This is a genomic window from Moorena bouillonii PNG, from assembly GCF_001942495.1.
Taxonomy (GTDB): domain Bacteria; phylum Cyanobacteriota; class Cyanobacteriia; order Cyanobacteriales; family Coleofasciculaceae; genus Moorena; species Moorena bouillonii.
In genome coordinates this window covers 3,727,879-3,750,775 of the sequence record NZ_MKZS01000001.1, presented here as the reverse complement: position 1 = coordinate 3,750,775, position 22,897 = coordinate 3,727,879, and the positions used below count along the sequence as shown (strand labels likewise).

At 43.4% G+C, this 22,897-nt stretch carries 19 protein-coding genes and 6 pseudogenes; 16 read left to right on the top strand and 9 right to left on the bottom strand.

Annotated features, from left to right (window positions below; translation table 11 throughout):
* Nucleotides 1-25: 25 nt before the first annotated feature.
* The 4 genes from BJP37_RS15335 to BJP37_RS15320 all read left to right on the top strand — a co-directional run bounded on the left by BJP37_RS15335 (nucleotide 26) and on the right by BJP37_RS15320 (nucleotide 3,509).
* Nucleotides 26-907, top strand: a complete 882-nt coding sequence (locus BJP37_RS15335) for a sugar phosphate isomerase/epimerase family protein (protein ID WP_075900015.1) — start codon at nucleotides 26-28, stop codon at nucleotides 905-907.
* 17 nt (nucleotides 908-924) lie between these two features.
* Nucleotides 925-1,299, top strand: coding sequence for a VOC family protein (locus BJP37_RS15330; protein WP_075900013.1), 375 nt, complete (start codon nucleotides 925-927; stop codon nucleotides 1,297-1,299).
* Nucleotides 1,300-1,392: 93 nt separating this feature from the next.
* Nucleotides 1,393-2,250 carry a hypothetical protein gene (locus tag BJP37_RS15325; RefSeq protein WP_075900011.1) on the top strand — a complete coding sequence of 286 codons (858 nt, stop codon included), beginning with the start codon at nucleotides 1,393-1,395 and terminating at the stop codon, nucleotides 2,248-2,250.
* Nucleotides 2,251-2,483: 233 nt separating this feature from the next.
* Nucleotides 2,484-3,509, top strand: a complete 1,026-nt coding sequence (locus tag BJP37_RS15320; protein ID WP_075900009.1) for a GNAT family N-acetyltransferase — start codon at nucleotides 2,484-2,486, stop codon at nucleotides 3,507-3,509.
* A 41-nt stretch (nucleotides 3,510-3,550) separates the two neighbouring features.
* On the opposite strand, the gene BJP37_RS15315 is transcribed toward BJP37_RS15320, so the two are convergent.
* Nucleotides 3,551-4,825: an MATE family efflux transporter gene (locus BJP37_RS15315; protein WP_158069603.1), complete on the bottom strand. Its 1,275-nt coding sequence runs from the start codon at nucleotides 4,823-4,825 to the stop codon at nucleotides 3,551-3,553.
* 13 nt (nucleotides 4,826-4,838) lie between these two features.
* Here BJP37_RS15315 and BJP37_RS39295 point away from each other — a divergent pair, with 13 nt between their 5' ends.
* On the top strand, nucleotides 4,839-5,027 hold the full coding sequence (locus BJP37_RS39295; RefSeq protein WP_158069602.1) for a hypothetical protein: 189 nt from the start codon (nucleotides 4,839-4,841) through the stop codon (nucleotides 5,025-5,027).
* A gap of 1,515 nt (nucleotides 5,028-6,542) precedes the next feature.
* Here BJP37_RS39295 and BJP37_RS15310 read toward each other — a convergent pair.
* A pseudogene (locus BJP37_RS15310) lies at nucleotides 6,543-6,863 on the bottom strand (DUF433 domain-containing protein); the annotation flags it as partial.
* A 206-nt stretch (nucleotides 6,864-7,069) separates the two neighbouring features.
* Between BJP37_RS15310 and BJP37_RS36630 the strand changes: the two are divergent.
* Nucleotides 7,070-7,270, top strand: a complete 201-nt coding sequence (locus tag BJP37_RS36630; RefSeq protein ID WP_143727631.1) for a hypothetical protein — start codon at nucleotides 7,070-7,072, stop codon at nucleotides 7,268-7,270.
* Here BJP37_RS36630 and thrC read toward each other — a convergent pair.
* The 3 genes from thrC to rimO form a co-directional block, all read right to left on the bottom strand.
* On the bottom strand, nucleotides 7,250-8,332 hold the full coding sequence (thrC, locus tag BJP37_RS15305) for a threonine synthase (protein ID WP_143727990.1): 1,083 nt from the start codon (nucleotides 8,330-8,332) through the stop codon (nucleotides 7,250-7,252). The two genes, BJP37_RS36630 and thrC, sit on opposite strands and share 21 nt — an antisense overlap.
* A gap of 236 nt (nucleotides 8,333-8,568) precedes the next feature.
* Nucleotides 8,569-9,978: a DEAD/DEAH box helicase gene (locus BJP37_RS15300; protein WP_075900005.1), complete on the bottom strand. Its 1,410-nt coding sequence runs from the start codon at nucleotides 9,976-9,978 to the stop codon at nucleotides 8,569-8,571.
* A gap of 829 nt (nucleotides 9,979-10,807) precedes the next feature.
* Complete coding sequence (gene rimO, locus BJP37_RS15295) at nucleotides 10,808-12,130, bottom strand: 30S ribosomal protein S12 methylthiotransferase RimO (RefSeq protein ID WP_075900003.1); 1,323 nt, start codon at nucleotides 12,128-12,130, stop codon at nucleotides 10,808-10,810.
* Nucleotides 12,131-12,869: 739 nt separating this feature from the next.
* Here rimO and BJP37_RS41105 point away from each other — a divergent pair.
* From BJP37_RS41105 to BJP37_RS15275, 4 genes are all read left to right on the top strand, one after another.
* Complete coding sequence (locus tag BJP37_RS41105; RefSeq protein ID WP_198954362.1) at nucleotides 12,870-13,127, top strand: hypothetical protein; 258 nt, start codon at nucleotides 12,870-12,872, stop codon at nucleotides 13,125-13,127.
* Nucleotides 13,036-13,866 carry a photosystem I biogenesis protein BtpA gene (gene btpA / locus BJP37_RS15290; protein ID WP_070393211.1) on the top strand — a complete coding sequence of 277 codons (831 nt, stop codon included), beginning with the start codon at nucleotides 13,036-13,038 and terminating at the stop codon, nucleotides 13,864-13,866. The genes BJP37_RS41105 and btpA overlap by 92 nt, the downstream gene beginning before the upstream one ends.
* A 193-nt stretch (nucleotides 13,867-14,059) precedes the next feature.
* Complete coding sequence (locus BJP37_RS15285; protein ID WP_075900001.1) at nucleotides 14,060-15,052, top strand: vitamin K epoxide reductase family protein; 993 nt, start codon at nucleotides 14,060-14,062, stop codon at nucleotides 15,050-15,052.
* Between the two features lie 409 nt (nucleotides 15,053-15,461).
* Complete coding sequence (locus BJP37_RS15275; protein WP_075899999.1) at nucleotides 15,462-16,739, top strand: BaiN/RdsA family NAD(P)/FAD-dependent oxidoreductase; 1,278 nt, start codon at nucleotides 15,462-15,464, stop codon at nucleotides 16,737-16,739.
* Here BJP37_RS15275 and BJP37_RS36615 read toward each other — a convergent pair.
* Nucleotides 16,736-17,179, bottom strand: coding sequence for a hypothetical protein (locus BJP37_RS36615; protein WP_143727630.1), 444 nt, complete (start codon nucleotides 17,177-17,179; stop codon nucleotides 16,736-16,738). The two genes, BJP37_RS15275 and BJP37_RS36615, sit on opposite strands and share 4 nt — an antisense overlap.
* A gap of 120 nt (nucleotides 17,180-17,299) precedes the next feature.
* On the opposite strand from BJP37_RS36615, the gene BJP37_RS15270 reads away from it, so the two are divergent.
* Together BJP37_RS15270 and BJP37_RS44585 are read left to right on the top strand one after the other, a co-directional pair.
* Entirely contained in the window at nucleotides 17,300-18,553 is a 1,254-nt protein-coding gene (locus tag BJP37_RS15270; protein WP_143727629.1) for an IS4 family transposase, read from the top strand.
* On the top strand, nucleotides 18,531-18,647 hold the full coding sequence (locus BJP37_RS44585; RefSeq protein ID WP_369121304.1) for an IS4 family transposase: 117 nt from the start codon (nucleotides 18,531-18,533) through the stop codon (nucleotides 18,645-18,647). The genes BJP37_RS15270 and BJP37_RS44585 overlap by 23 nt, the downstream gene beginning before the upstream one ends.
* 170 nt (nucleotides 18,648-18,817) lie before the next feature.
* Here BJP37_RS44585 and BJP37_RS45035 read toward each other — a convergent pair.
* From BJP37_RS45035 to BJP37_RS45030, 3 genes and pseudogenes are all read right to left on the bottom strand, one after another.
* Nucleotides 18,818-19,124: pseudogene (locus BJP37_RS45035) on the bottom strand (IS1 family transposase); the annotation flags it as partial.
* A gap of 103 nt (nucleotides 19,125-19,227) precedes the next feature.
* Nucleotides 19,228-19,491 carry a hypothetical protein gene (locus BJP37_RS15260; protein ID WP_075899997.1) on the bottom strand — a complete coding sequence of 88 codons (264 nt, stop codon included), beginning with the start codon at nucleotides 19,489-19,491 and terminating at the stop codon, nucleotides 19,228-19,230.
* Between the two features lie 96 nt (nucleotides 19,492-19,587).
* Nucleotides 19,588-19,656 (bottom strand): annotated as a pseudogene (locus BJP37_RS45030) (hypothetical protein); the annotation flags it as partial.
* A gap of 33 nt (nucleotides 19,657-19,689) precedes the next feature.
* Here BJP37_RS45030 and BJP37_RS45025 point away from each other — a divergent pair.
* The 4 genes and pseudogenes from BJP37_RS45025 to BJP37_RS15235 all read left to right on the top strand — a co-directional run.
* Nucleotides 19,690-20,062 (top strand): annotated as a pseudogene (locus tag BJP37_RS45025) (transposase); the annotation flags it as partial.
* A 349-nt stretch (nucleotides 20,063-20,411) separates the two neighbouring features.
* Nucleotides 20,412-21,776, top strand: coding sequence for a pyridoxal phosphate-dependent decarboxylase family protein (locus BJP37_RS15250; protein WP_158069598.1), 1,365 nt, complete (start codon nucleotides 20,412-20,414; stop codon nucleotides 21,774-21,776).
* A gap of 293 nt (nucleotides 21,777-22,069) precedes the next feature.
* Nucleotides 22,070-22,253, top strand: a pseudogene (locus tag BJP37_RS42540) (IS1 family transposase); the annotation flags it as partial.
* Nucleotides 22,254-22,664: 411 nt separating this feature from the next.
* Nucleotides 22,665-22,848: pseudogene (locus tag BJP37_RS15235) on the top strand (IS1 family transposase); the annotation flags it as partial.
* Between the last annotated feature and the right edge of the window lie 49 nt (nucleotides 22,849-22,897).

Genomic DNA, 22,897 nt, shown 5'->3' with positions numbered 1-22,897 from the left:
TAATAATATTAACGAGGCAGTATTAATGTTATTAGCAATTTCAGGAACTGAACTGAATTCGTCTGATTCAATTACAAAACTGATAAATGAGGCTAAAAAGAATGAAGTTCGGTTTGTTGAGTTATGGTATCCCCAAAATTTTGAAGTGGAAGGGGTTGAACTTACTCTTGAGCTGATCTCAGAAGCAGGGCTCAAGGTAGCTTGTATATCGACTGGTAGTGAACTATATCGTGCAGGAGGCTCATTAGAAGATCAAAAGTTGCTAATGCAAGCAATCGAGTTGGCACACCAGAGTCAAGCTTTTTTTGCCAATACTTATTTTGGATATAGTAATATTCAGGATGATAAAAAAGCAATGTCTGAATATCAAAAATATCTCAAACCATGCCTTTCATTAGCGGAGGAATTGGGAGTAACAATCACCTTAGAGAATGAATTTGATCTGTTTGGTGTAGATCTTTTCAAAAGTGATATTACTCGTCGTCCCCTTTCTCTACTCAAAATGATGGAGCAAGTAGATAGTCCAAACTTTAAACTTACATTCGACCCTTGTAATTACTATTACACTGGCTTAGAACCTTTTCCTTTAGCATACGAAACTTTAAAGCCTCATATTGCCTATATTCAAGTAAAAGATGGTAGCTGCTACTCTCCTAAAATCCATTCGCAAGAGAGTTCCTGGAAGAACTATAAAGATTTTGACCGGGAATATATTATGCAACCTCTAGGTCAGGGAGCTATAAATTGGGTCGGATTAATTCATCATCTAAAGGAAGATGGGTATGATGGTTTTCTTTCCCTCGAACCACATTCTCAAAGATCTTTCCTTGAAAACTCATGGTTACAATCTGTTAATCATCTTAGAACAATTTTCAAGCAACTATCAATTGAAGAGTTAAAATCCTAAAATAGGAGTTATGAAATATGGGAATTAAATCTTTTCTCCATGTTAAGCTTGACATCTTAGATATTGAGGAAAGCCTCAATTTCTATTGCGGTTATTTTAATCTTAAGCCTATATGTAGGTATGAAATTGATAACGGTGCAATTATCCAATTATCTACTACTGGAACCCCTCCAGGTATTGAGCTGTGGTATGACAAAACATATCAGGATCTCCCAGAAACACGGATCCATATAGCTTTTGAAGTTGATAATGTAGTTTCATTCACAGAAGAGCTACGTTCTCAAGGCGTTGAAATTGTAAAGGATCCCTTTGAAATAGGTCATGAAGTGATTTCATTTATTCGAGATCCTAATGGTTATCTAATCGAACTTAATCAAGATAAAAAATCTTAATTTAGGCAATCAGTTTCACGGAAATACTTGTTCCATAATCAAGTAATGGTAGAAGATACTATAAAATAGAGGCGGAGTACACAAAGACAGGATATGGCAATACTTTTGAACGATGAGGATCGGGAGCTGAAAGCAGCCCAAGATCTGAATATTCGTCATCAGATTCTCACGGGGGAACAGGTAATTAAGGTTCCGCCAAACTATGACAGAGAATTTTGGGGATGGTATGCAAGCTTCATTACTTTTGGAAAGGAACATTCTTTTGAAGTTGATAATACTCTACCTTCTCTTGAATATCCAAAGCCCCACAAGCCAGTGGCACTCTGGTATTCTGGTTGGGTTGAGTCAACGTATACCCTTCACAAAATTGAACACCTCAAACCAGACTTGCTTAGCATTGATGATTACCCAGTATTTTCTGGACCTCATCGCCGTGTTGGGCAGGTTCATTTCCTCTGTGCTGCTGTTGCAGCACAATTGGGGTATGAGAAAATTTATATTGGAATGGAAAGAAACGATCTTTTCGTGTGTCGGAATGCTGTATCACATTCTTTTATCGAACGAGATCCACTGTTTGCGCAGCACTGGAATAAGTACTGCTCTGGAAATGAAGTCATTTCTGTGTGTTCCCACTTGCATAAGGAAGAGTTAATAGAATACCTGCACAAGAATAGTATCCCCTTTGATGGTAGCTGCGACAACTCAAACAAAGGTTGGTGCAGAGATTGCTTCAAGTGCTTTGAGGCTTTCTACTCTGCCAAAGTGAATAATATTGACCTTGGCTTCAAGTTGACTCGCAGTGTATTTAGAAACCTCTATGAACAGGAATACATGACCTACGTCCACTCTAGATTCAAGGAAAATCCTTACAATGCACTTCAGTACTTTATGAGGCTTCAGATATCTTATGGACTAGACTTTTCAATGGAAGATGACTGTGAGCTAGAGTAAGCAGCGATAGAAACTCGTTGATCTGCTTGATTTATGGGTCAACTCAGGACTCTTTTGAGAGGCTGCTAGCAAAGGTAAGGTTGGAAGCAGGGCTGATTCATTTTCAGATGAGATAGGCAGGAACGCTATTCCATCATTGAATCATCCCTGAGGTTGGAGGTAGTAATATTCGTGCAAATTGCCACAAAACTAATTCCAGTAGTTGGCCTTATTGCTAGATCCAGACATTGTTCATGGGTAATATTCAAATGTACACGATAGAGATAGTAGATACACAAAAAGCATTTAGAACTCTGGTACCAGACTGGAACAAAATTGCTAAAGTTTATGCGAGGACTCCATTCCAAACTCCTCAGTGGAATTTAGCGTGGTGGGAGTGTGTGGGTACTTTTGAGGCATCCCTTCGCCTACATATTATTTTGGTACTCAAGATTAATACTGTGTGCGCGATTGCACCCATGATGCTCGAGACATCTGAAATGAACAAGGTGCTTTTATTTCTGAGTGATCCCTATGCTGACTACAGTGATATTGTTGTCGACACATCGATGATTGAGCCAAGAATAGCTTATGCCAAGATAATTCATTACATCAAACAAAGACTAGGAGTCCTCTGGGATGAGGTTAATTTAAGGGAAATTTGTCAACATTCGGAATTGATTGACTACTTCCATTACTCAACACAATACAACTTTAAAGTAAGAATAGAAGATGGTTCTAGATGTCCGCAGCTACAGTTACAAAAGGAAGAAGCTTTTACTATAGCTGCGAACAAGAAGAAGTATGCCACTCAGCAACGTAAGTTAGGCGAAAAAGGCAAGCTTAAGTGTCAGCATTTTAACTCATTAGAAGAAATCTCAATACGCATGCCCCTTTTCATTGAAATGCATATGAAAGAGTGGTCTCACAGAGAAAACAAAAAACATACTTTTGATGACCCAGCAATTAAAAGATTTTTCAGCCAATCAATTTCCTATTTAGCTTCTGGAGGTCTGCTAGTACTAACAGAACTTTCCTTGGATGAAAATCCCTTAGCTTATTATTATGGGTTCATATTTAAACGCATATATTGGGGATATCGTCTGTCTTTTAACACTGAATATTATAGATTTTCTCCGGGACATGTGATGCATCGCATGATGTTTTATCATCTCAGAGAAAAAGGTCTCCAAGCATTTGATTTTATGCGAGGCCATGAGCCTTATAAATACCGTTATGCTAATACAGAGTTCATCAATCAGAACATTTACTTAACCTAGAGGTTTGCAAGAACTCAGAAATCCTCTAGGCCTATATCCCTCTAGTTTGTGGCTAAATCTGAATCTTCAGTCAGAAGCAAATCTAAAGTTTTAGGAAATATTATCCAAAATACAATTGCTCTAACAGCAGGGAATGCAGACATAGCTAGCCATAAAGCATGGTTGCTATGGGCATAAGAAGACCATATCGCTATGGGTAAAAAGGCTGTGAAAAGACTAATAAAAGCCGAATTACGAATTGCACATCCCTCTGCTAGCCCCAGATAATAGCCACCCAATGCAAATTCGATAGAACCGAAACAGAGAACGGACACTAGCCATGGAGAATATAGATGTATACCACTTACTATCTCACTATGATTAGTAAACAAGTTAAATACCCATGTCGGGAATAACGTGCATACTCCTGCAATGATTAAGCTGATTAACAGAGCGATTTTGACAGCAAATGACATCAAATCTATTAGATTGTTCTTTTGGCCTGCTCCTTTGAAGTTTCCACTTAGAGTTTCTACTGCAAAACCCAGTCCATCAAAGCAAGCATAGCCAATTAGAACAACCTGCATGAGAAGGGTATTTTCTGCATAAATATTCGTCCCCAAGGTAGAACTTTTATAGTTGAAAAAGAGAAAAGTCGTAAGGGACATGATGCGAGCAACCATAATATTGCTATTTAAAAATAATGTTTCCCTTATTGCCGAAGCATTGAAGATACTTTTCCAGTCTATCTCAATGTTATAACTCCTCACTTTTCGCCATACGAGAAATAGCCCAACTAACAAAGTTACATATTGATTAGCCGCTTGAGATATTCCAGCACCTGCACTTGTTAGATCTAAGACAACTATCAAAAAATAATCCATAATGATATTTGTAAAAGTCCCAACGAACGCCAGCAACAAAACTAGTCTGCTCTGGCCAATCCCTAGCAACCAACCAAAGAAGACAAAATTTAATAGGATTGCTGGTGCCCCCCAAATCTGAGCACTGAAACAGGAAGAAACAGAAGCGCTGACATTTGGGGCAACTTCCAGGATTGCCAAAAAAGTCTCTTGCATAGGAAGCTGCATGGCCGTCAAGGCTATTCCTATTATCAAAGCTAGTAAACTGTTGCGTGCCAGTATTAGAATCATTTCTCTTTCGTCCTCACGACCAGAGGCTTGAGCTGTGATTCCTGTAGTGCCTGCACGGAGAAAGAGTAGGGCTTCATAGAGACTGCTGAGCAGTGCAGCAGTTAGAGCTACTCCCTCTAGATGATGGATTTCATGCAAATGCCCTAAAAATAGAACACTTACAGTACTTGAGAGGGGAATCAAAAGGCTAGAGAGGATGTTAACAGTCGCCAACCTTAAAAAAGCTTTTGGTATGCTCCGCACGCTCAATACTGCTGGAGACAGTGATTTATCTTCTATATTTGTGTTCATTCAACAATATGGCTTAATGCTAGGAAAGCTGGCACAGAGTGCCAACGTCAATGAAAGCATTAATCTGTCTAGCTTTCAGGCAATTCTTTACTGAAGTTAACACAGTACTGATTAATACGGGTGTCGGAACTTTTTCACCAATTCTGTACTGAATTCAAGTATTTTGGACAGAGGAATGAGGTTGAAAAGAGAAAAGTTCCAATTCCCAAAGCTGATACGGAACTTCTCAAGTAAGCATGGCACTTTATAGCAGCTTCTCTATCAATACCCCTAGCTGCCTGCCGCAGAAGCGAAAGCAAGCACAGGTACAGCCTTGATCGAGGTATCAACGAATATTTCAACGAAGGGATTGATGCCGTCCTCAAGGGTGTCGATTTTAAGAGTGGGATTAAAGCTTACGCCGATTTGATCGAGACCATCATCGGAGGCGATAACTGTTTCATTCCCTCTGTCTTTGTTGGAACCGTGGGATTAATAAATTCCAAAAATTGATCAAAAGTGCGAACCCCGTCAACTCTTTTCAAAGGGGTTCGCGGGAGCAATGTATCCCCAGGGGAGTTGTCAGGGGTACTCGTCTATTCTAAGCGATCGCTCCCCTGGTTGTACGTCCCTGTTGTTCTGCCCACCATCTTTGAAGCTTGCTAGCGGCAGTTTGCCAGGGAGTCGTCGCTTGAGTCTCTTTAGATTCGAGCAAAACCTTGGCCGCATTGAGAATTCTGATCGATCTTTCAGCTATGGGGGTGGGGAACCTGGATGAATCTGGGTGTAATTTTTTGGACAATTCACGATAATTCCCTTGTATACATTCCGCGATCGCGACCCCTTGCGCAATATGGTCAGGCTGGGCTGCGATTAATTTTTCTGGAGTTATTTTTGCTGCCAGATCTAGTTGAGTAGCAAGCTCCTGCTGTGGATCGACCTGCGGATCGACTTCTACTGAGACCACTTCTGATTGAGCTTTAAGTGGTTGAGAAGTATATGGAAAAGGAGTTTCAGTGTATTCAAGAAAGCTTGAAGTTGCTTCAACAAGTCGCTCCATCAAGTCCTCCACCTTGCCCATAGTCGCGATCGCAACCTTCAACCCAAAAGACTCTACCCCAGTATTTTTCTTTATCTTTTTGCGTTCTGAAGCAACAAAAAGTGAACGTTTCTTCACCACCGCTTTCACCACATCGGGATGATAAACAACCTTTGATGCCTTGGCTCGAATCAACTCGGTTCCATCGGTTGCGATCGCATTCTTGCCCGGGATCCATTTCTTGTATTTTCCTTCGACATCGACTCTTTCCTGTAGCCCCAACTGAGCCAAAACTGAGCTGAGCTTATTCGGGGTAATGTCTATCCCGCCCAGTTCCGCTGAAACTCTTCCCAGCAGCTCCTTTGCAGAGCAATACACAACTGACAACTCCTTTGCCACAGGTTCAATCAACGAGTTGTGCCACTGGTTGCCTCTGCGGTGCCGCCGCCCTTCCCCAATGGCAATCCACTTATTTCCTTCCCGCTTCTGCCATTTCCACCGTTGGAACAATCGGTTAACGTCCCCAACCTTGGCCTTGAAGCTAGAGCTGAGGTCCTCAAGCTCTTCGTTGACCGCCTGGGTGAAATGCTTCAACTGGGCTTGTCTGTCTGCTTTGATTTTCCGGAGTCGAGCAACAGCAGGATGAGGATTCAAGGCTTGAGCTTTACGCTGTTGATGTGCCCACTCTAGCCAGTCAGCAATGTATTGACTAACTGTGTCTTTATTCTGTAGGTAATAAAGAATTGTGGCATAGACCTCTTCCAAGGTCAGAGTCGAGTAGATTTTGGCAATTTCTTCAGCAGTGCGTCCTTTAAATAAATACTCGTACAACACCGTTTCAATCCCAATCCGATGACCTTTAATCCGAATGTCATCAGGAGCCAAAAAGTTGAAATACTCTTCTAGTTGCATAAGTAATTTGATGGCGATAGTGTTTTGAAATGAGATGCTCTACTAGGATTGATGGAAACAGGGAATCGGGAATCGGGAATCGGGAATCGGGAATCGGGAACAGTTATGAAAGACCGCGCTGAATCGCTTCGTTCCTTAAATTTGGAAACACCATTACGAACATTGCTATAGGGCTAATCTCGCTGGATTAGCTAAACCTTGGCCTATTGGCCACGCTACGGGAACAACCGACTAACCTTGGCCTATTGGCCACGCTACGGGAACAACCGACTAACCTTGGCCTATTGGCCACGCTACGGGAACAACCGACTAACCTTGGCCTATTGGCCACGCTACGGGAACAACCGACTAACCTTCAACCTAACAACCGACGTTACCACTCATCTTTAAGCCTCTTTCGGCTTTAACCCCATCACCTCTGCTACAGCAGCAGTTGTGGGCTCAATCCCTTCTGTCAATGGGTTGTTGCTGTGCGCGATTGCAGTATCTGGATCTTTGAGACCATTACCAGTCAGTACACAAACCACGGTTGCTCCTGTGGGCACCTGGTCTTTTACTTTCAACAAACCAGCGACTGATGTGGCGCTCGCTGGTTCACAAAAAATTCCTTCTTGGGATGCCAATAACCGATAGGCATCTAAAATTTCTTGATCGGTAACGCTATTAAATGCCCCTTTACTAGCTTCTTGGGCTGCGATCGCTTTTTTCCAGCTAGCCGGGTTGCCCACCCGAATTGCCGTTGCAATGGTTTCGGGATGCTCTAGGACTTTGCCAGCGACAATCGGAGATGCTCCAGATGCTTGAAATCCCATCATTTGGGGTAAGCGATCGCATTTCCCCTGCTGATGGTACTCGCAAAATCCCATCCAGTAGGCACAAATATTGCCAGCATTGCCAACTGGTATGCACAGCCAATCAGGAGCATCACCTAAGTTGTCCACTATCTCAAACGCAGCTGTCTTTTGACCTTCTAACCGATAAGGATTGAGGGAATTGACCAAGGTCACGGGATACTTTGATGCCATTTCCTGGACAATTTTCAAGCAGTCATCAAAATTTCCCTTAATCGCTATTACTGTTGCTCCATATACCAACGCTTGGGCTAATTTCCCCAGAGCCACATAACCATCAGGAACAATTACAAATGCCCGCATTCCCCCTCGACGAGCATAGGCTGCTGCTGATGCCGAGGTATTTCCGGTACTAGCACAGATTACCGCCTGGTCTCCTGCTTCCTTAGCTTTTGAAATCGCCATGGTCATGCCCCGGTCTTTAAAACTACCGGTAGGATTGAGACCGTCATATTTCACCAGTACCTTTACTCCTCTGCCAATAATTTTGGCAATAGTGGGGACAGGAATTAGAGGAGTATTACCTTCGAGTAAGGTTACCACTGGTGTGGAGTCAGTGACTGGCAAATAAGTACGGTAAGCCTCAACTAAGCCAGGCCAGTTGAGCGAAGTAGAAATGCCACCACTTACAGTAGAGGAATCAGAAACAGACAGACTTGAAGCCACGTTTGGTTAGGGAAGTATTAAGGGTGAAGTATCAAGTGTGAAGTGTGAAGTATGAAGCATGAAGCATGAAGCATGAAGGTTATGATATGTCAACCCTCCCATTGATTATTGTTGCTTACTCAGCAACTGGTATATTTTGCTACTTCATCCAATACGCCTTCATCCTTTACACTTCATCTTTGTCTATCTTATCTTGACTGATTCTGAATCACAGGCTTTCTGGGTTTTTCTGTGCGATGGCGTTTGTCTGTGTTAAGCCGCAGTTTGGGACGTTCCACCATTCGTTCTTCGATATCGTCACTAATGGGGGGTTGAGTTTTGTCATAGAACAATTGCAATGCTGCCGCTGCGATCGCATGAGCATCATATTCTTCTTCCAATTCCCGTACAACTGGCAAGAAAGAAGCCATCCGTTCCCCTGATAAAGCTTCCCGTAACTCTGCCTGCAGTCTTTCTAAGCGCCGGGTCTCAATTTGTGAGCGGGTCGGAATCCGGGTAACTTCCAACCTTTGCCGCACCTTGCGCTCAATCTGGTAGAGTTTACGGCGTTCAAAAGGTTGAATCAGGGTAATTGCTGTTCCTGTCTTACCAGCACGACCGGTACGACCAATGCGGTGAATATAGCTTTCTACTTGATCCGGCAGGTCAAAATTGATCACATGGGTCAGATGATCCACATCTAGACCACGGGCAGCAATATCGGTTGCTACTACCCAACGCACTTGATTTTTCCGGAACCGATACAATAACCGCTCCCGCTGACTCTGACTCAAATCACCGTGGTACTCATCCACACTGTGACCAGCCGCTTGTAATTGGTTGGTTAGTTCAGCAGCCGCTTTTCGTGTTCGCACAAAAATGATTGAAGCTTCTGGGTCTTCCAGTTCCAGAATCGGATGGAGAGCCCTGATTTTGGAGCAGCCACGGGGTACCATGTAAACTCGCTGTTCAATGCGCGCTGGTGCTGCTTTCGATTGCTGAACTTTAACAGTGACGGGGGATTTCAGGAATTTGCTGACTAGGTCCTGAATTGGCCGGGGCATAGTTGCTGAGAAGCAAGTAGTCTGACGCTCTTCGGGAGTCTGTTGCAGGATTTTCTTAACATCATCGATAAAGCCCATGCTTAACATTTCATCGGCTTCATCGAGTACCACCCAGCTCAGGTTTTCCAGCTTCAGGTCTCCCCGGTCTAGCAAGTCAATCACCCGTCCGGGAGTTCCTACCACAATCTGAGCGCCTTTGTAGAGCATCCGAATTTGCCGCTCAATGGACTGACCACCGCAGACGGTTAGTATATGCAATCGACGGTCCTCACTGAAGTCCCGAATCGCTTGGTTAACTTGCTGGGCTAACTCTCGGGTTGGGGTTAGAATTAAGGCTTGTACGGTTCGCTTGTCCAAGTCAATGCGATCTAGCATTGGTAGGGAAAACGCTGCTGTTTTGCCAGTACCGGTTTGAGACATACCGAGTACATCATGGCCATTGAGCAGTTCAGGAATAGCTTGGGCTTGGATAGTAGTAGGTGTAGTGAAGCCGATTTTTTCGAGTTGGCTTACACAAGTTTCAGACAATCCCAGGCTTTGGAAAGAAACGGTCATAAGTTATTTTTCGATTTTTCGTTGGTTAGTTGTGGTTTTTTTTCTGGTAAGTCAGAAAGTTAGTAGTTGAACGTGTGAGGAAACACTGTCATGGCTATAAAGACAGTGAGCCATCAGCTTTGACTCACCATGGATTTTGCCTTGACAAACCTATGATGAGATTACATGAGTAGAAAGCGGTTTAGTTTCCACCCATTTGGTTAGGTGCGCTTTCCGCGTTAAGAATTAAATTCGCCACGGGTCGCACCTGTTGATAGGCATCAACTCATAAGTTGCACCTAGTCTTGATGCAGTCGCGCTTTGGCTTAAACCCCCTCAGGTCGGTAATGGTGCGCTTTCCGCGTTAAGAATTAAATTCGCCACGGGTCGCACCTCTGCATCGCTGTCACCATCAGCTGGGGTCTGTTGCGACCTATTTAGTGTGTCTAAAAGCTTGAGATTAGGTTCATCCCACTAGAACACGTCTTACAGACGCAATGGTTAATGCCCTAGACACAGTTGTCAGGTTGAGGGTGGCTCCTTACCTAGGTATTGCCCGTTGGATTGGGGTGGGGTAAATCATCCCAAATTTAACCCTCAAAGCTGACTTGATGCACCGCTAAGCTAGTTTTTACCCCCTAACCAGGTCTTTTAAGTGTGCCGTTTAGTGTGCGCTTTAGTGTGCCATGACTATGGGCGACAGACACCTGCTTTTGACAAGGCTAGACACCTTGTTTACAGCTCCATAATCTAAAAGACCAAGGATCATTTCTGGTTCAGGATTGACCAGATTACTTCCCCTAGTGGTGGAGTTTTTAATTCCAGCCCCTAGTTAAAGCCTGTGGCTTGTTTACGGAGGTAGTACTACAGAACCATACAAGTCGTAGACATCAGAATCAGTAATTTCTACTGTTACTATGGTTCCTAAAGAGGCATCACCTTGAACGTAGACCAATCCATCCACCTCAGGGGCAAATCTGGCACTGCGACCAATAAATTCACCCGTTAAGGGATTTTCTTGTTCTATGAGAACATCAACTATCTTGCCCAGACAGTTTTGATTTTTTTTCAAGGAAATCGGTTGTTGAACTGCCATCAGGGCATCCCGTCTGGCATCCATCACCCCTTGGGGCAACTGATTAGGCAATTTGTATGCTGCTGTTCCCTCCTCCGCAGAAAAGGTAAACACTCCAACATGGTCAAATTCATGATGCTGGACAAATTCCAGCAAGTGTTCAAAGTGCTGCTCTGTCTCGCCGGGAAACCCGACAATAAAGGTGGTTCGCAACACTGCATCAGGAAGTGCAGTTTTTAGTTGCGTGATTATAGCGTCATTTACTCGTCCCTGCCAAGGACGGTTCATGGAGCGGAGGATTTCTGGATGGGAGTGCTGTAGAGGCAAATCGAGATAAGGAAGAACATTATGAGTTTCGTGAATGGCTTTAATCACGGATGGGGTTAAACCCGTGGGATAGGCGTAGTGGATCCGAATCCAGGGGATGTCTACTTCACCTAATGCTCTCAGCAGTTCTGCTAGTTTGGGTTTGCCGTATATGTCTAAACCATAGTTGGTGGTAATTTGGGAAATTAAAATCAGCTCTTGAACCCCTTGAGATGCCAACTGCTCAGCTTCCGCAACAATAGATTCTATGGTACGCGATCGCTGCTTTCCCCGGAGGTGCGGAATGATACAGAATGAACAGCGGTAATCACAGCCTTCTGCCACCCGCAGGTAAGCCACCCCTTCAGAAGTTGTTCGGTAGCGTGGCGTTGTTTCGTCAGCAATGTAGGTTGGTTCAGTAGAAACCTCTTGAACGCGATCGCCTGTTTCTACTCTTTGGATTACATCTACTATTTTATGGTAGTCCCCGGTGCCCACCACTGCCACTGCCTCTGGCAACTCTTCCAATAATTGGCTTTGGAAGTGTTGAGCCATACAGCCGGTGATCACAATTTTTTGATCAGCTTCCGCCAGTTCTACCAGCGTGCGGACTGATTCTCGCCGCGCTTCTTCTATAAAACTACAGGTATTTACAATAACATAGTCAGCTAATTCGTCATTGGCATCAACCTGGTATCCTGCCTGAACCAGCAGACCCAGCATATGTTCGGTATCAATGCGATTTTTCTCGCAGCCCAAGTGAGATATTGCTACAGTTGGCTTTTTGCCCATTCATTAATCATCTTATTATATTTACTACCGCTTAGTCACATCACCTACTGCCCTTTAGCAGAACCTTACACCATTGATTAAGCTTGGTGTGATTGAGCTTGGTGTGATTGAGCTTGGTGTGATTGAGCTTAGTGTGTAAGTGATGTGCTCAACTTCTATATCTGCTCTCCTAATCTACTAGTACTGATGTTCCATGTTGATTTCACTATGAAAACCTATACACTCATTCTAAATTAAATTTTATTAAAATATTCAAAAAAATATGAGGAAATCTAAAAATATCCCTCACAGAAAATCATGGGCTCGCGGGGATCGTGACTCCAACGGGCTCGTGTTGGTAAGCTCCCTCTATGGGGGAGCGGGGGGCTGAGCTCCTACAGGGATTAAATCGAGTAGTGCTGATCTGGGCTCTTAACCACAAGCAGCTCGAAAAGCTCAAAGTTGACAGGACAAAGGTACAATCTACTGGTACTATATATAATCCTATTTTACCCTTGACCTAGAATAAGTAGGCATTCAAAACAGATGTAGTAGTTTTAGGGCTCACCTCTGTTAACCTACCACCACTAGAAATCGTCTTCAGGAATTAAGGTGCTTGCTTTGGGGATAGCACTGACCGATACAATTGGTTTTAGCAACTGGTTTTAGCAACCGGGAGAACTAAATCCCAGGTGTAATCAAAAGGGTAAGCACCATAGCTTTACCATTAATGCCAGTGGTAGACCGATGCCAGAAAGCGATGCAGCGCGGTCTTGGGGGAAACCCCCATGAGCGACTGCATCAAGACAAGGCATCCGACCCTACTCTCAATTCCCAAGTTTTCTACAGGGGGCGCTGGTTCCCTCTATCTGTAGCTTTTCCTCCCCGCTCCCTGATGAGATGGGGCTTCCAAATATCCCACGATTGTGAACTTAGAGCAAATTTTCCAGACACCGAATCCGATCATAGGAGTTGTGCATTTGCTGCCACTCCCTACTTCCCCGCGCTGGGGGGGTAGCCTGCAAGCTGTCATTGACCGAGCCGAGCAAGAGGTCACCGCCTTAGGCTCTGGTGGAGTGGATGGGGTGATTGTTGAGAATTTTTTCGACGCCCCATTTACCAAAAACCAGGTCGATCCAGCAGTAGTCAGTACCATGACGATCATAGTCGAGCGACTTATGAACCTGGTTCCTATACCAATAGGGATCAATATTTTGCGCAATGATGCTCATAGTGCTTTGGCAATTGCTACTTGTGTAGGGGCTAAATTTATCCGCGTTAATGTTCTGACTGGGATTATGGCAACAGACCAGGGGTTAATTGAGGGACAGGCTCATACACTCTTGCGCTACCGTCGGGCACTGGGTAGTGATGTTAAGATTCTTGCTGATGTTCTAGTCAAACATGGACAACCTTTGGAGTCACCCAATATCACCATAGCTGTACAAGAAACCATAGAGCGGGGGTTAGCTGATGGTGTGATTCTCTCTGGCTGGGGAACCGGTACTCCTACCAATCCTCAAGATCTGGTGTTAGCCTCGGCGGCGGCTAAGGGCAAACCAGTGTTTATTGGCAGTGGCGCTAATTGGGAAAATATTTCCACCCTGATGCAATATGCTGATGGGGTAATTGTCTCTAGTTCCCTCAAGCGTCGTGGACAAATTGATCAACCTATTGACCCGATTCGGGTCAGTCAATTTGTGGAAGCAGTACGCAGTAGTGTGTCTGCTAAACAAGAACAAAAACCAATTGTTTGAAGGTTGAAGGTTGAAGGTTGAAGGTTGAAGGTTAAAGGTTGAAGGTTAAAGGGTGAAGGTTGAAGGGTGAAGGGTGAAGGGTGAAGGTTGGCTTTCAACAGTATGTTAACTTGATTTCTGTCTATTGGTTGTTTGACTTGATAACGTAGTAGTTAGAAATTTCAAGCAACCCCTATTCCTCATTATCTAGATTATGAGTGTAAGTCGCAGGCGTTCTGCCCCCTGGATTTATCGTTGGTCCCGTCAGCTGATTGCTGCGATCGCTGTCGTGGGTGCCCTGTTAACTGCTTATCTGACTGTGGTTAAACTGACAGGTGGTACTGCAGTTTGCAGCGCGGGTGCAGCTAATGCTTCCAGCTGTAATGATGTCCTTTCCAGCCCTTATGCTAGTATATTTGGTCTGCCACTAACCTTGTTTGGTTTCTTGGCATACACCAGTATGGCTACATTTGCCTTGGCTCCCTTGTTAGTAAAGGGAGACCCAAAGAAAGGACTTCGCTCAAAACTAGAAAATTGGACTTGGTTACTGCTGTTGGCAGGTGCAGCAGCTATGACAGTGTTCAGTAGCTACTTGATGTACTTGCTGGCATTTGAGATCCAAGCACTCTGTATATACTGCATCACTTCAGCATTATTTGCCATTAGCCTGCTAGTCCTAACCCTTGTGGGTCGAAGTTGGGAAGATATTGGTCAAATTTTCTTTATCGGTCTGATCGTGGGCATGATCACCTTGGTAGGTACCTTAGGCGTTTATGCTAATGTTGGGGAATCCGTGGCTACATCAGCAGACAATGGTGGTCCAATTCCCACAGCCTCTGGTGCGCCAAACGCAGCGATTGGTGGCTGGAAAGTTAACACAACCTCTGGTCAATCGGAAATTGATCTGGCGCGTCATTTGACTGAGGTTGGTGCTAAGAAATACGGAGCTTACTGGTGTCCCCACTGCTATGAGCAGAAGCAACTGTTTGGAAAACAGGCATTCTCTCAAATCAATTATATAGAGTGTGCTCGTGATGGCAAAAATGCTCAGACAGAAGCTTGTATCGCTGCTGGAATTAAATCCTATCCTACTTGGCAAATTAATGGCGAATTGCTTCCTGGTGTCCAAACTCTAGAAGAATTGGCTAATGTCACTGACTATAAAGGCTCAAGGGACTTTAAGTACTATTTGCCAGGACGATCCTAGGATTTGAAGGCAAAAGGTAAAGAGATGGAAGTATGGGAAGTATGGGGAGATGGGGAGATGGGGAGATGGGGAGATGGGGAGATGGGGAGATGGGGGGATGGGGAGATGGGGNCCCGATTCCCGATTCCCGATTCCCGATTCCCGATTCCCGATTCCCGATTCCCGATTCCCGATTCCCGATTCCCGATTCCCGATTCCCGATTCCCGATTCCCGATTCCCGATTCCCGATTCCCGATTCCCGATTCCCGATTCCCGATTCCCGATTCCCGATTCCCGATTCCCGATTCCCGATTCCCGATTCCCGATTCCCGATTCCCGATTCCCGATTCCCGATTCCCGATTCCCGATTCCCGATTCCCGATTCCCGATTCCCGATTCCCGATTCCCGATTCCCAATTCCCGATTCCCTTGGATAATTCACAAAATCTCAATGTCATAGTCATTGGTGGTGGAGCCGCTGGTTTTTTTGGGGCAATTACCTGTGCAACTACTCATCCCCATACCAATGTCACTCTGCTAGAAGCCTCACGCCATCCATTATCGAAGGTGCGCATCTCTGGTGGTGGACGGTGTAATGTTACTCATTCTTGTTTTGATCCAGCCCAATTGGTCCAAGCTTACCCGAGGGGAAGCAAAGCATTGCGAGGGGCTTACACCCGCTTTCAACCGAAGGATACCATTGCTTGGTTTGGGGCTCACGGTGTTGAGCTGAAAACTGAAGCAGATGGCAGGATGTTTCCGATTACTGATAGTTCGGAAACTATTGTTGATTGTCTCTTACAAGTGGCTAAGAGGGCAGGGGTGAATATTCGCACTAGTAATCCGGTTAAGTGGATCTCTCGGCAATTTTCCCAACACCCAACTCCTGACACGCCACACCAGACCCCAGGAGGATTTGAAATTGGGTTGAGGAATGGTGAGACTATAAAATGCGATCGCGTTTTGGTTGCTACTGGTAGCAATCCCCTAGGCTACCGTTGGGCAAAAGCCTTAGGTCATACCATCGAAACCCCCGTTCCTTCTCTATTCACTTTTAATATCCCAGACTCCCGTTTACAGGATTTAGCTGGGGTGAGTGTTAAACAGGTCTGCCTCAAATTACCCGATGCTGGTAAAACCTTGAAGGAACAAACGGGACCATTGCTAATTACCCACTGGGGTTTAAGTGGTCCAGTGGTACTGAAGCTTTCTGCTTGGGGGGCGAGAGTGTTGCACGAACACCATTATCAAATGCCCTTGTTGGTGAATTGGCTTCCTGATTACAATCCAGACCGATTGCGCAAATTACTCCTTGATGTTAAATCCCAGTTACCTCGACGCTTCATTACTACTAGTTGTCCCATTCCTATCCCAAAGCGCCTTTGGGTGAGTTTAGTTACTAGTGTCGGAGTGGGATCAGAAAACCGTTGGGCTGAGTTATCCAAAAAAACCGTACATCAGTTAGTTCAAGAACTGACTCAAGGACGCTATTTGATTCAAGGTAAAGGAGTTTTTAAGGAAGAGTTTGTTACTTGTGGTGGTGTTAGTCTCAAAGAAGTGAATTTCAAGACTATGGAAAGCCGCCAATGTCCAGGTCTTTACTTTGCTGGGGAAATTCTCGATATTGATGGAATTACCGGGGGATTTAATTTTCAGAGTGCTTGGACAACCGGTTGGTTGGGAGGTCAAGGGATTGGAAATAGTTAGTACTGTGGTAATTGGTAATTTGCTTGGCGTTGCTGATTCTGGGTATGGTTTCGCCCCCCTAGCCCCCCAATTCTGCTATCCATTAGGCAAAAGTAGTCGAAACGGTGATAGAGACTAGGATTTAGGCAAGGATTGGGAGAGGAGTGGTGAGAGCCATTATTAGACGAATAGGGGTTTCCCAAGACTGCGATCACAAAATAAGAAGTGCGATCGCAAAATAAGAAGTGCGATCGCAAAATAAGAAGTGCGATCGCTAGACGAATAGGGGTCTCCCAAGAGTGCGATTGCCAACTCTTAGAGAGGCTAGGCCAAATCATAGCTATCGCCACTGGGAAACGCTTCGCGCTTATTGGGCGGGTTGAAGCTGCTCCCCACCCAAACACTGTACTGGCGTGGCAAGATACCGTAGGGAGCGCTTCAACCTCCGCTGCGCCGCCCAATCTTTCCCAGTTGTAGTATCAACTTAACAATCGTGTTCGCACTTTGTGGACAGCAAGGCTAAGGTTGTGAGAGTATCAGAGGAAAAGTCAATCAGGGGATGAAGAAGAACAAATGAAGGATTGGATAAGCCAGGAAATAAATCCAAAATTTTTCAGGACATACGCCATGCCAAAAGATTGAGAAAGACACTGTTGCTCTTAAGCGAACATCCAGGAGAAACAGTACCGAAAGCGAGTGGTAATGCGAACAAAAGCCAAAGTATCTACAGATTTTGGTCAAATGAGAAAGTGAAAAAAACACAAATATTGGCTTCACACAGGGAAGGTGTAGTCAGGAGGTGTGTAGAAGCAGGAGTAGTACTGGCTATACAGGATACGACCGACTTGGAGTATACAACACATGAAGCAACCAAAGATTTGGGATATATCAATCAGACTCCTCAACAAGGAATCAAAGTTCATAGCTGTATAGCAGTAAGTAGCAAAGGAGAACCATTGGGAATGCTACATCAGCAGAGTTGGACAAGAAAGCAAAGGAGTGGAAAGAAAAAAGAACGCAAGAAAAAACCAATTCAAGAAAAAGAAAGCTATCGATGGTTACAGACAGCTAAAGGAGCCGAAGAAGGACTAGCCGAAAAAATCCAGCTTATACATGTTGCAGATCGTGAGGCTGATATCTTTGAGTTATTTGCCCAAAAGCGCTCTGCCAATAGCGAATTACTGATTAGAGGAGAGTATAACCGCAGAGTGAAAGAGGAGATGGGATATCTGTTACCGATGATTGAACAAGGGTCAATTTTAGGTACAATGACCATTAACTTGGAGCGTAATCCCAAACGTCGAGCTCGTCAAGCAACATTGCAAATCCGAGGGATGAGAGTCACACTGGAAGTACCTCAAAATCACCCCAAACCTCACAATCTCCATCCAGTGGAAATTAACGTACTACTGGTAGAAGAAACGGAGAAACCGGCTGATGGTAGTCAACCTATTCGTTGGTTGTTGCTCACTACTCTACCCATTGATGACTTCCAACAAGCTTGGCAATGTGTACGGTGGTATAGCTATCGATGGCTTATAGAACGCTTTCACTTTACCCTAAAAAGTGGTTGTGGTGTGGAAAAACTTCAACTCCAAACCCGAGAGCGTTTACTCAAAGCATTGGCTACTTATAACATTGTTGCTTGGCGACTAATGTGGTTGACTTATCAAGCTCGACTTAATCCGAATGCTTCTTGCCAAGTTGTTTTCTCTCCAGCGGAATGGAAACTCTTGCGACGTAAATTTCAACCCAAAAACCGCTCGAAAAAACCTCCTACTCTTCATCAAGCTCTGATGAGCGATTGCGCGCTTGGGTGGATTTTTGGCTCGTAGTGGAGATGGTGAACCTGGCCTGAAAACTCTCTGGCGAGGGCTTTCGACCTTCTACCATTTGTTTGAAGGTTCACAACTTGCTTCTACATCCTAGTCTCTATCACCGTTTCGACTACTTTTGCCTAATGGATAGCAATTCTGGGGGGAACAAAACTCTCTTGCGTCCCCCGCCCCCCTAACATTACAAAGGTACGTTTATAAGATTCATCCAGAACTAAAGACATGAACTTGTGCTGGGGAGGCTGAAAAATCGGCGTTGCTGAATTATAGAATGGTTTCACCAGGAAGGGGGATTTTGTGATATTTTAAATAATAAATAAGAAGCCTAATTGATAATTCCAACATCTCTGATGATTTAGAATAGCAAAGAGTTCGTCGATGTAGTCTAGCAAAATAATGTCTTAATCTCATATTTTCATTTTCTATGTCTTGATGCAAAGCGCGAGTGGGGGAAACCCCCTTTGGCGGCGCTGCATCGCTTTACGCTTTTCCAAAGCTTTTTGAAAGTTTCAGCACTACGGTCACCAATTATAAAGTTTAAAATCCCGGGATAGCGCTTATTAGCTGCCGTCCTTTAAAGTTACCGTAGGAGAGGGTAGCCTTATTACAAAAGACTTCAAACTATTACTCATAACCTGCCGACGCTCATTGGCTACCCTCTCCAAGGTTTCGTCTCAAACCCAAATCTGGTTTTTTTTTACAAATGTTTGTAGCTCATCAATTTCAGGTATTTCAGGTATTTCTTCAGTAAAACATACATCTTTTAATCGTAAACTAACTTTTTTAACCCAACCTATAATGGTAGTATGGTGAACGCCAGTAACTCTTTCTATGGCTCTAAAGCCCATGCCATTTAGATACATTGTCTTGATGCAAAGCGCGAGTGGGGGGAACCACGGCAGTCGCTCATGGGGGGAACCCCCAAGACCGCGCTGCATCGCTTTTAGGCAGAGCAATTTAGTTTGTTCATCGTAACCACGCTCAGTTTTAACCTCTATAAATTGTCGTCCACATTCGTTGCATTTATATCTTTGTTTTCCTCTTTGATGACCATATTTATGAGTTTTATGGCTATGACATGCGCGGGCATTCCATGGTTTTATTTTTAGTATACCATTTTTTGATTCAGCAACGCCGTCGATTCTCAGGGATTACTCATTGGGGTATTAGTAAGGTCAGCCAATGCTTCTGAAAGGCTCGGAGCAGTAGTCGTTTTGTCTGAAGCACTCAGTTATTAGAATTGGTCTGGGTGGACCTTTGGTTATTCAGGAAGGAATTTTGCTCAAGCCGTCAAACAGGGATGTGGTGATTCTGTTCGAGTCGAAGTGATAGAAAGGAAATCAAAAGAGTTTGAAATTTTACCGAAGCGGTGGATTGTAGAAAGAACATTTGGCGGGTTTTATCGATTTAGACGCGCTTAGTAAAGACTATGAGTTATATACACAAATGAGTACAGGGATGATATATGGTTCATTAATTCGTTTAATGACAAGAAGATTAGCGTCTTAATTTTTTGTTTACAAATCAGCTCTAAGGAGTAGGGGAGTAATTTTTTTTTTCGACTTGACAGAGTGAAATGTAAAAGTTATTATTCTCCTATGAAAGTAAAATTGATTAAGCTGTTGTGTGTCTAAAATTTCAAACAGCTTATAAATTCGTGTTACTCATCAAATCATCATCGTAATCGTAATACAATAAAAATACAAGGGTGAGAGATAGTATGCATTTGCAATCTGTAGGAGATATCGAAAACTTGGGAAATAAGGAAGGAGTTTTTGATCATCAGTTGTTTCGGAAGAGCGCTGAGATTATTATATCAAAGCTAGAAAAATACTTAGCCGACTCATCAACCAGAGGGTTGGCACTGACTAATCCTTATGACTTGTCCCAAACAGCAAAAGATATAATGAATCAGGGACAGAAGAACACGGCTACATACAATCAAGAAAAGCTAGAAGCCATTATTGACTTATACATTAAAACCGGAATACAAGTGTACTCACCCGGTTATATGGGGCGACAGTTTTCTGGCGTAATTCCTTTAGCTGGCCTGATTGATTTAATGAGTTCAATCGTGAATCAACCATCTTCCTTCTATGAAGCGGGGCCGTTACCGAATGTAGTTGAGCGTATTATGGCCGATGAATTTAACCAATTTATTGGTTGGGCTCCTGATAGTTTTGCTATGGTGACTACATCTGGGGGGACCTTAGGCAATTTAACCGCTCTTTTGGTAGCTAGGAATGAAAAATTTCCTCAGATTTGGTCAGAAGGTATTTATGCATTGGGGGACAAATATCGTCCAGCAATTGCTATGAGTGAAGATGCACATTATGGTGTTTGTCGTGCTACGGGGATTATGGGAATCGGAGAAAATCAAATTGTCCGTTTACCAGTTAATCAGAAAAGGCAAATTTGTATAGATAAGGTGCGCCCTACCCTAGAAGCAGCAGAGAAGCAGGGACTAAATGTTTTCTGTATGGTGGCTTCAGCCGGAACTACTTCCGTAGGTGCTTTTGATGCGATTGATGAATTAGCACAAATAGCCAAAGATAAAAATATCTGGCTTCATATTGACGGCGCTCATGGTGGTAGTTTACTGGTTTGTGATCAGTTGCGTCACAAATTAAAAGGAATTGAAAAGGCAGATTCCTTTATCTTAGACGCGCACAAGATGATGTTTTTGCCTGGAGTGTGTACCCTTCTTTTCTATAAGAACAAAAAAAAGAGCTATGGAGCATTCCGCCAAAACGCTAGTTATGTCTTTGAAAAAGTTCCTGATATCTATACTCAATTTGATAGTGCAGAACAGAATTTTGAATGTACTAAAAGACCCCTAATTATGAACTTGTGGGTATTATGGGCGCTCTATGGAAAGGCTATATTTGCTGATCAAATTGAATATTTGTGTCAGTTGACTCAGGAAGCCTATCAAATACTAAAACATGAACCAGATTTCCAGACCATTCATCAACCGGAGGTGAATATCCTTTGTTTTCGATATGTACCGTCAAATTTGAGTGATAATCTGTTGTCTGATTTTCAGTTGGCAATTAGAAACCGAATTAAGGAAGGAGGTAATTTTTTTATCTCGAAGGTAGAAATTGATGGAATTAATTCTCTGCGTGTTGTTTTTATGAATCACAGAATTAATATTAGTCACTTTCATAAGTTACTCTACGAAATTAGAAAAAATGGACTGGAATTAATTAGCGAAACTTAGTCAAAAATTAGGTAGTGATAAATAAGTATTCATGCAACATTCCATTGACTTTAAATAAGGCTTTTTTTTATGGAAAAATATAGGAATTTGACTATCAATTAATTAGATATACTTATATAATTAATCAAAAATACTGATTAAATAATCCTTAGAAAACTGCTAAATTTTTATTATTAACAAAAAGGTTAAGCTGTTATCACAGCTTACCTAAAAAGCGATGCAGCGCGGTCTTGGGGGTTCCCCCCATGAGCGACTGCCGTGGTTTCCCCCATGACCGCGCTGCATCAAGACAACGCCATAAACCAGTAGCCAAAACAACTGGAAAAACTAATCATATTGAAAGATTAAATAATACCTTAAGACAAAGACTTAGTCGTTTGGTAAGAAAAACATTGTCATTTTCCAAAAAAGAACGAAAATCACTTAGGAGCTATTTGGAATTTTATTCATCACTCGAATCAATGTTTGTCGGTTTGATTAGGCCATCACTACATGTTTATCACTACCGGGCTTACAAAAATACTTAGTTCGTCAGCGAGAACCTCAACGTTATATCCGTAGACATAGTAGTTATTATGTTGGTATTCATGCTCATTTGTGGGTTGATTTATTTCAACTTTACTCTGAATGTGTGCAGGAGTTAATGCAAATTAACCGCCATAAGTTGCCTAATTATCTAAAGGGTCTCAGGGCTAGATTGCAAGTTCTGTCTGCCTTGTAGCTTTCATGTCGCCCCGTCAGGATCGCAATCATCTCAAAGCTAGTGATAGAAATGCTTTGCAATTCCTGGAGATGTCTACTGTACGTGGACGACCTCCGGTTTTAGCTGCTGGAATCAGAGGCTCNCGGTCTTGGGGGTTTCCCCCATGAGCGACTGCATCAAGACAACGTCACAAGCCAGTAGCAAAAAAAACTGGTAAAACTAATCATATTGAAAGATTAAATAATACCTTAAGACAAAGGATTAGTCGTCTGGTAAGAAAAACTTTGTCATTTTCCAAAAAAGAACGAAAATCACTTAGGAGCTATTTGGAATTTTATTCATCACTCGAATCAATGTTTGTCGGTTTGATTAGGCCATCACTACATGTTTATCACTACCGGGCTTACAAAAATACTTA

Bases quoted from the DNA above. Each gene is read 5' to 3' on its own strand.
- BJP37_RS15320 (WP_075900009.1), top strand. From the start codon at position 2,484: ATGGGTAATATTCAAATGTACACGATAGAGATAGTAGATACACAAAAA.
- BJP37_RS39295 (WP_158069602.1), top strand. From the start codon at position 4,839: ATGTTAACAGTCGCCAACCTTAAAAAAGCTTTTGGTATGCTCCGCACG.
- BJP37_RS15285 (WP_075900001.1), top strand. From the start codon at position 14,060: ATGAGTGTAAGTCGCAGGCGTTCTGCCCCCTGGATTTATCGTTGGTCC.
- BJP37_RS15300 (WP_075900005.1), bottom strand. From the start codon at position 9,978: ATGACCGTTTCTTTCCAAAGCCTGGGATTGTCTGAAACTTGTGTAAGC.
- BJP37_RS15325 (WP_075900011.1), top strand. From the start codon at position 1,393: ATGGCAATACTTTTGAACGATGAGGATCGGGAGCTGAAAGCAGCCCAA.
- BJP37_RS15335 (WP_075900015.1), top strand. From the start codon at position 26: ATGTTATTAGCAATTTCAGGAACTGAACTGAATTCGTCTGATTCAATT.
- rimO (WP_075900003.1), bottom strand. From the start codon at position 12,130: ATGGGCAAAAAGCCAACTGTAGCAATATCTCACTTGGGCTGCGAGAAA.
- BJP37_RS15330 (WP_075900013.1), top strand. From the start codon at position 925: ATGGGAATTAAATCTTTTCTCCATGTTAAGCTTGACATCTTAGATATT.
- BJP37_RS15260 (WP_075899997.1), bottom strand. From the start codon at position 19,491: ATGCAGCGCGGTCTTGGGGGTTCCCCCCATGAGCGACTGCCGTGGTTC.
- BJP37_RS41105 (WP_198954362.1), top strand. From the start codon at position 12,870: ATGCAGCGCGGTCTTGGGGGAAACCCCCATGAGCGACTGCATCAAGAC.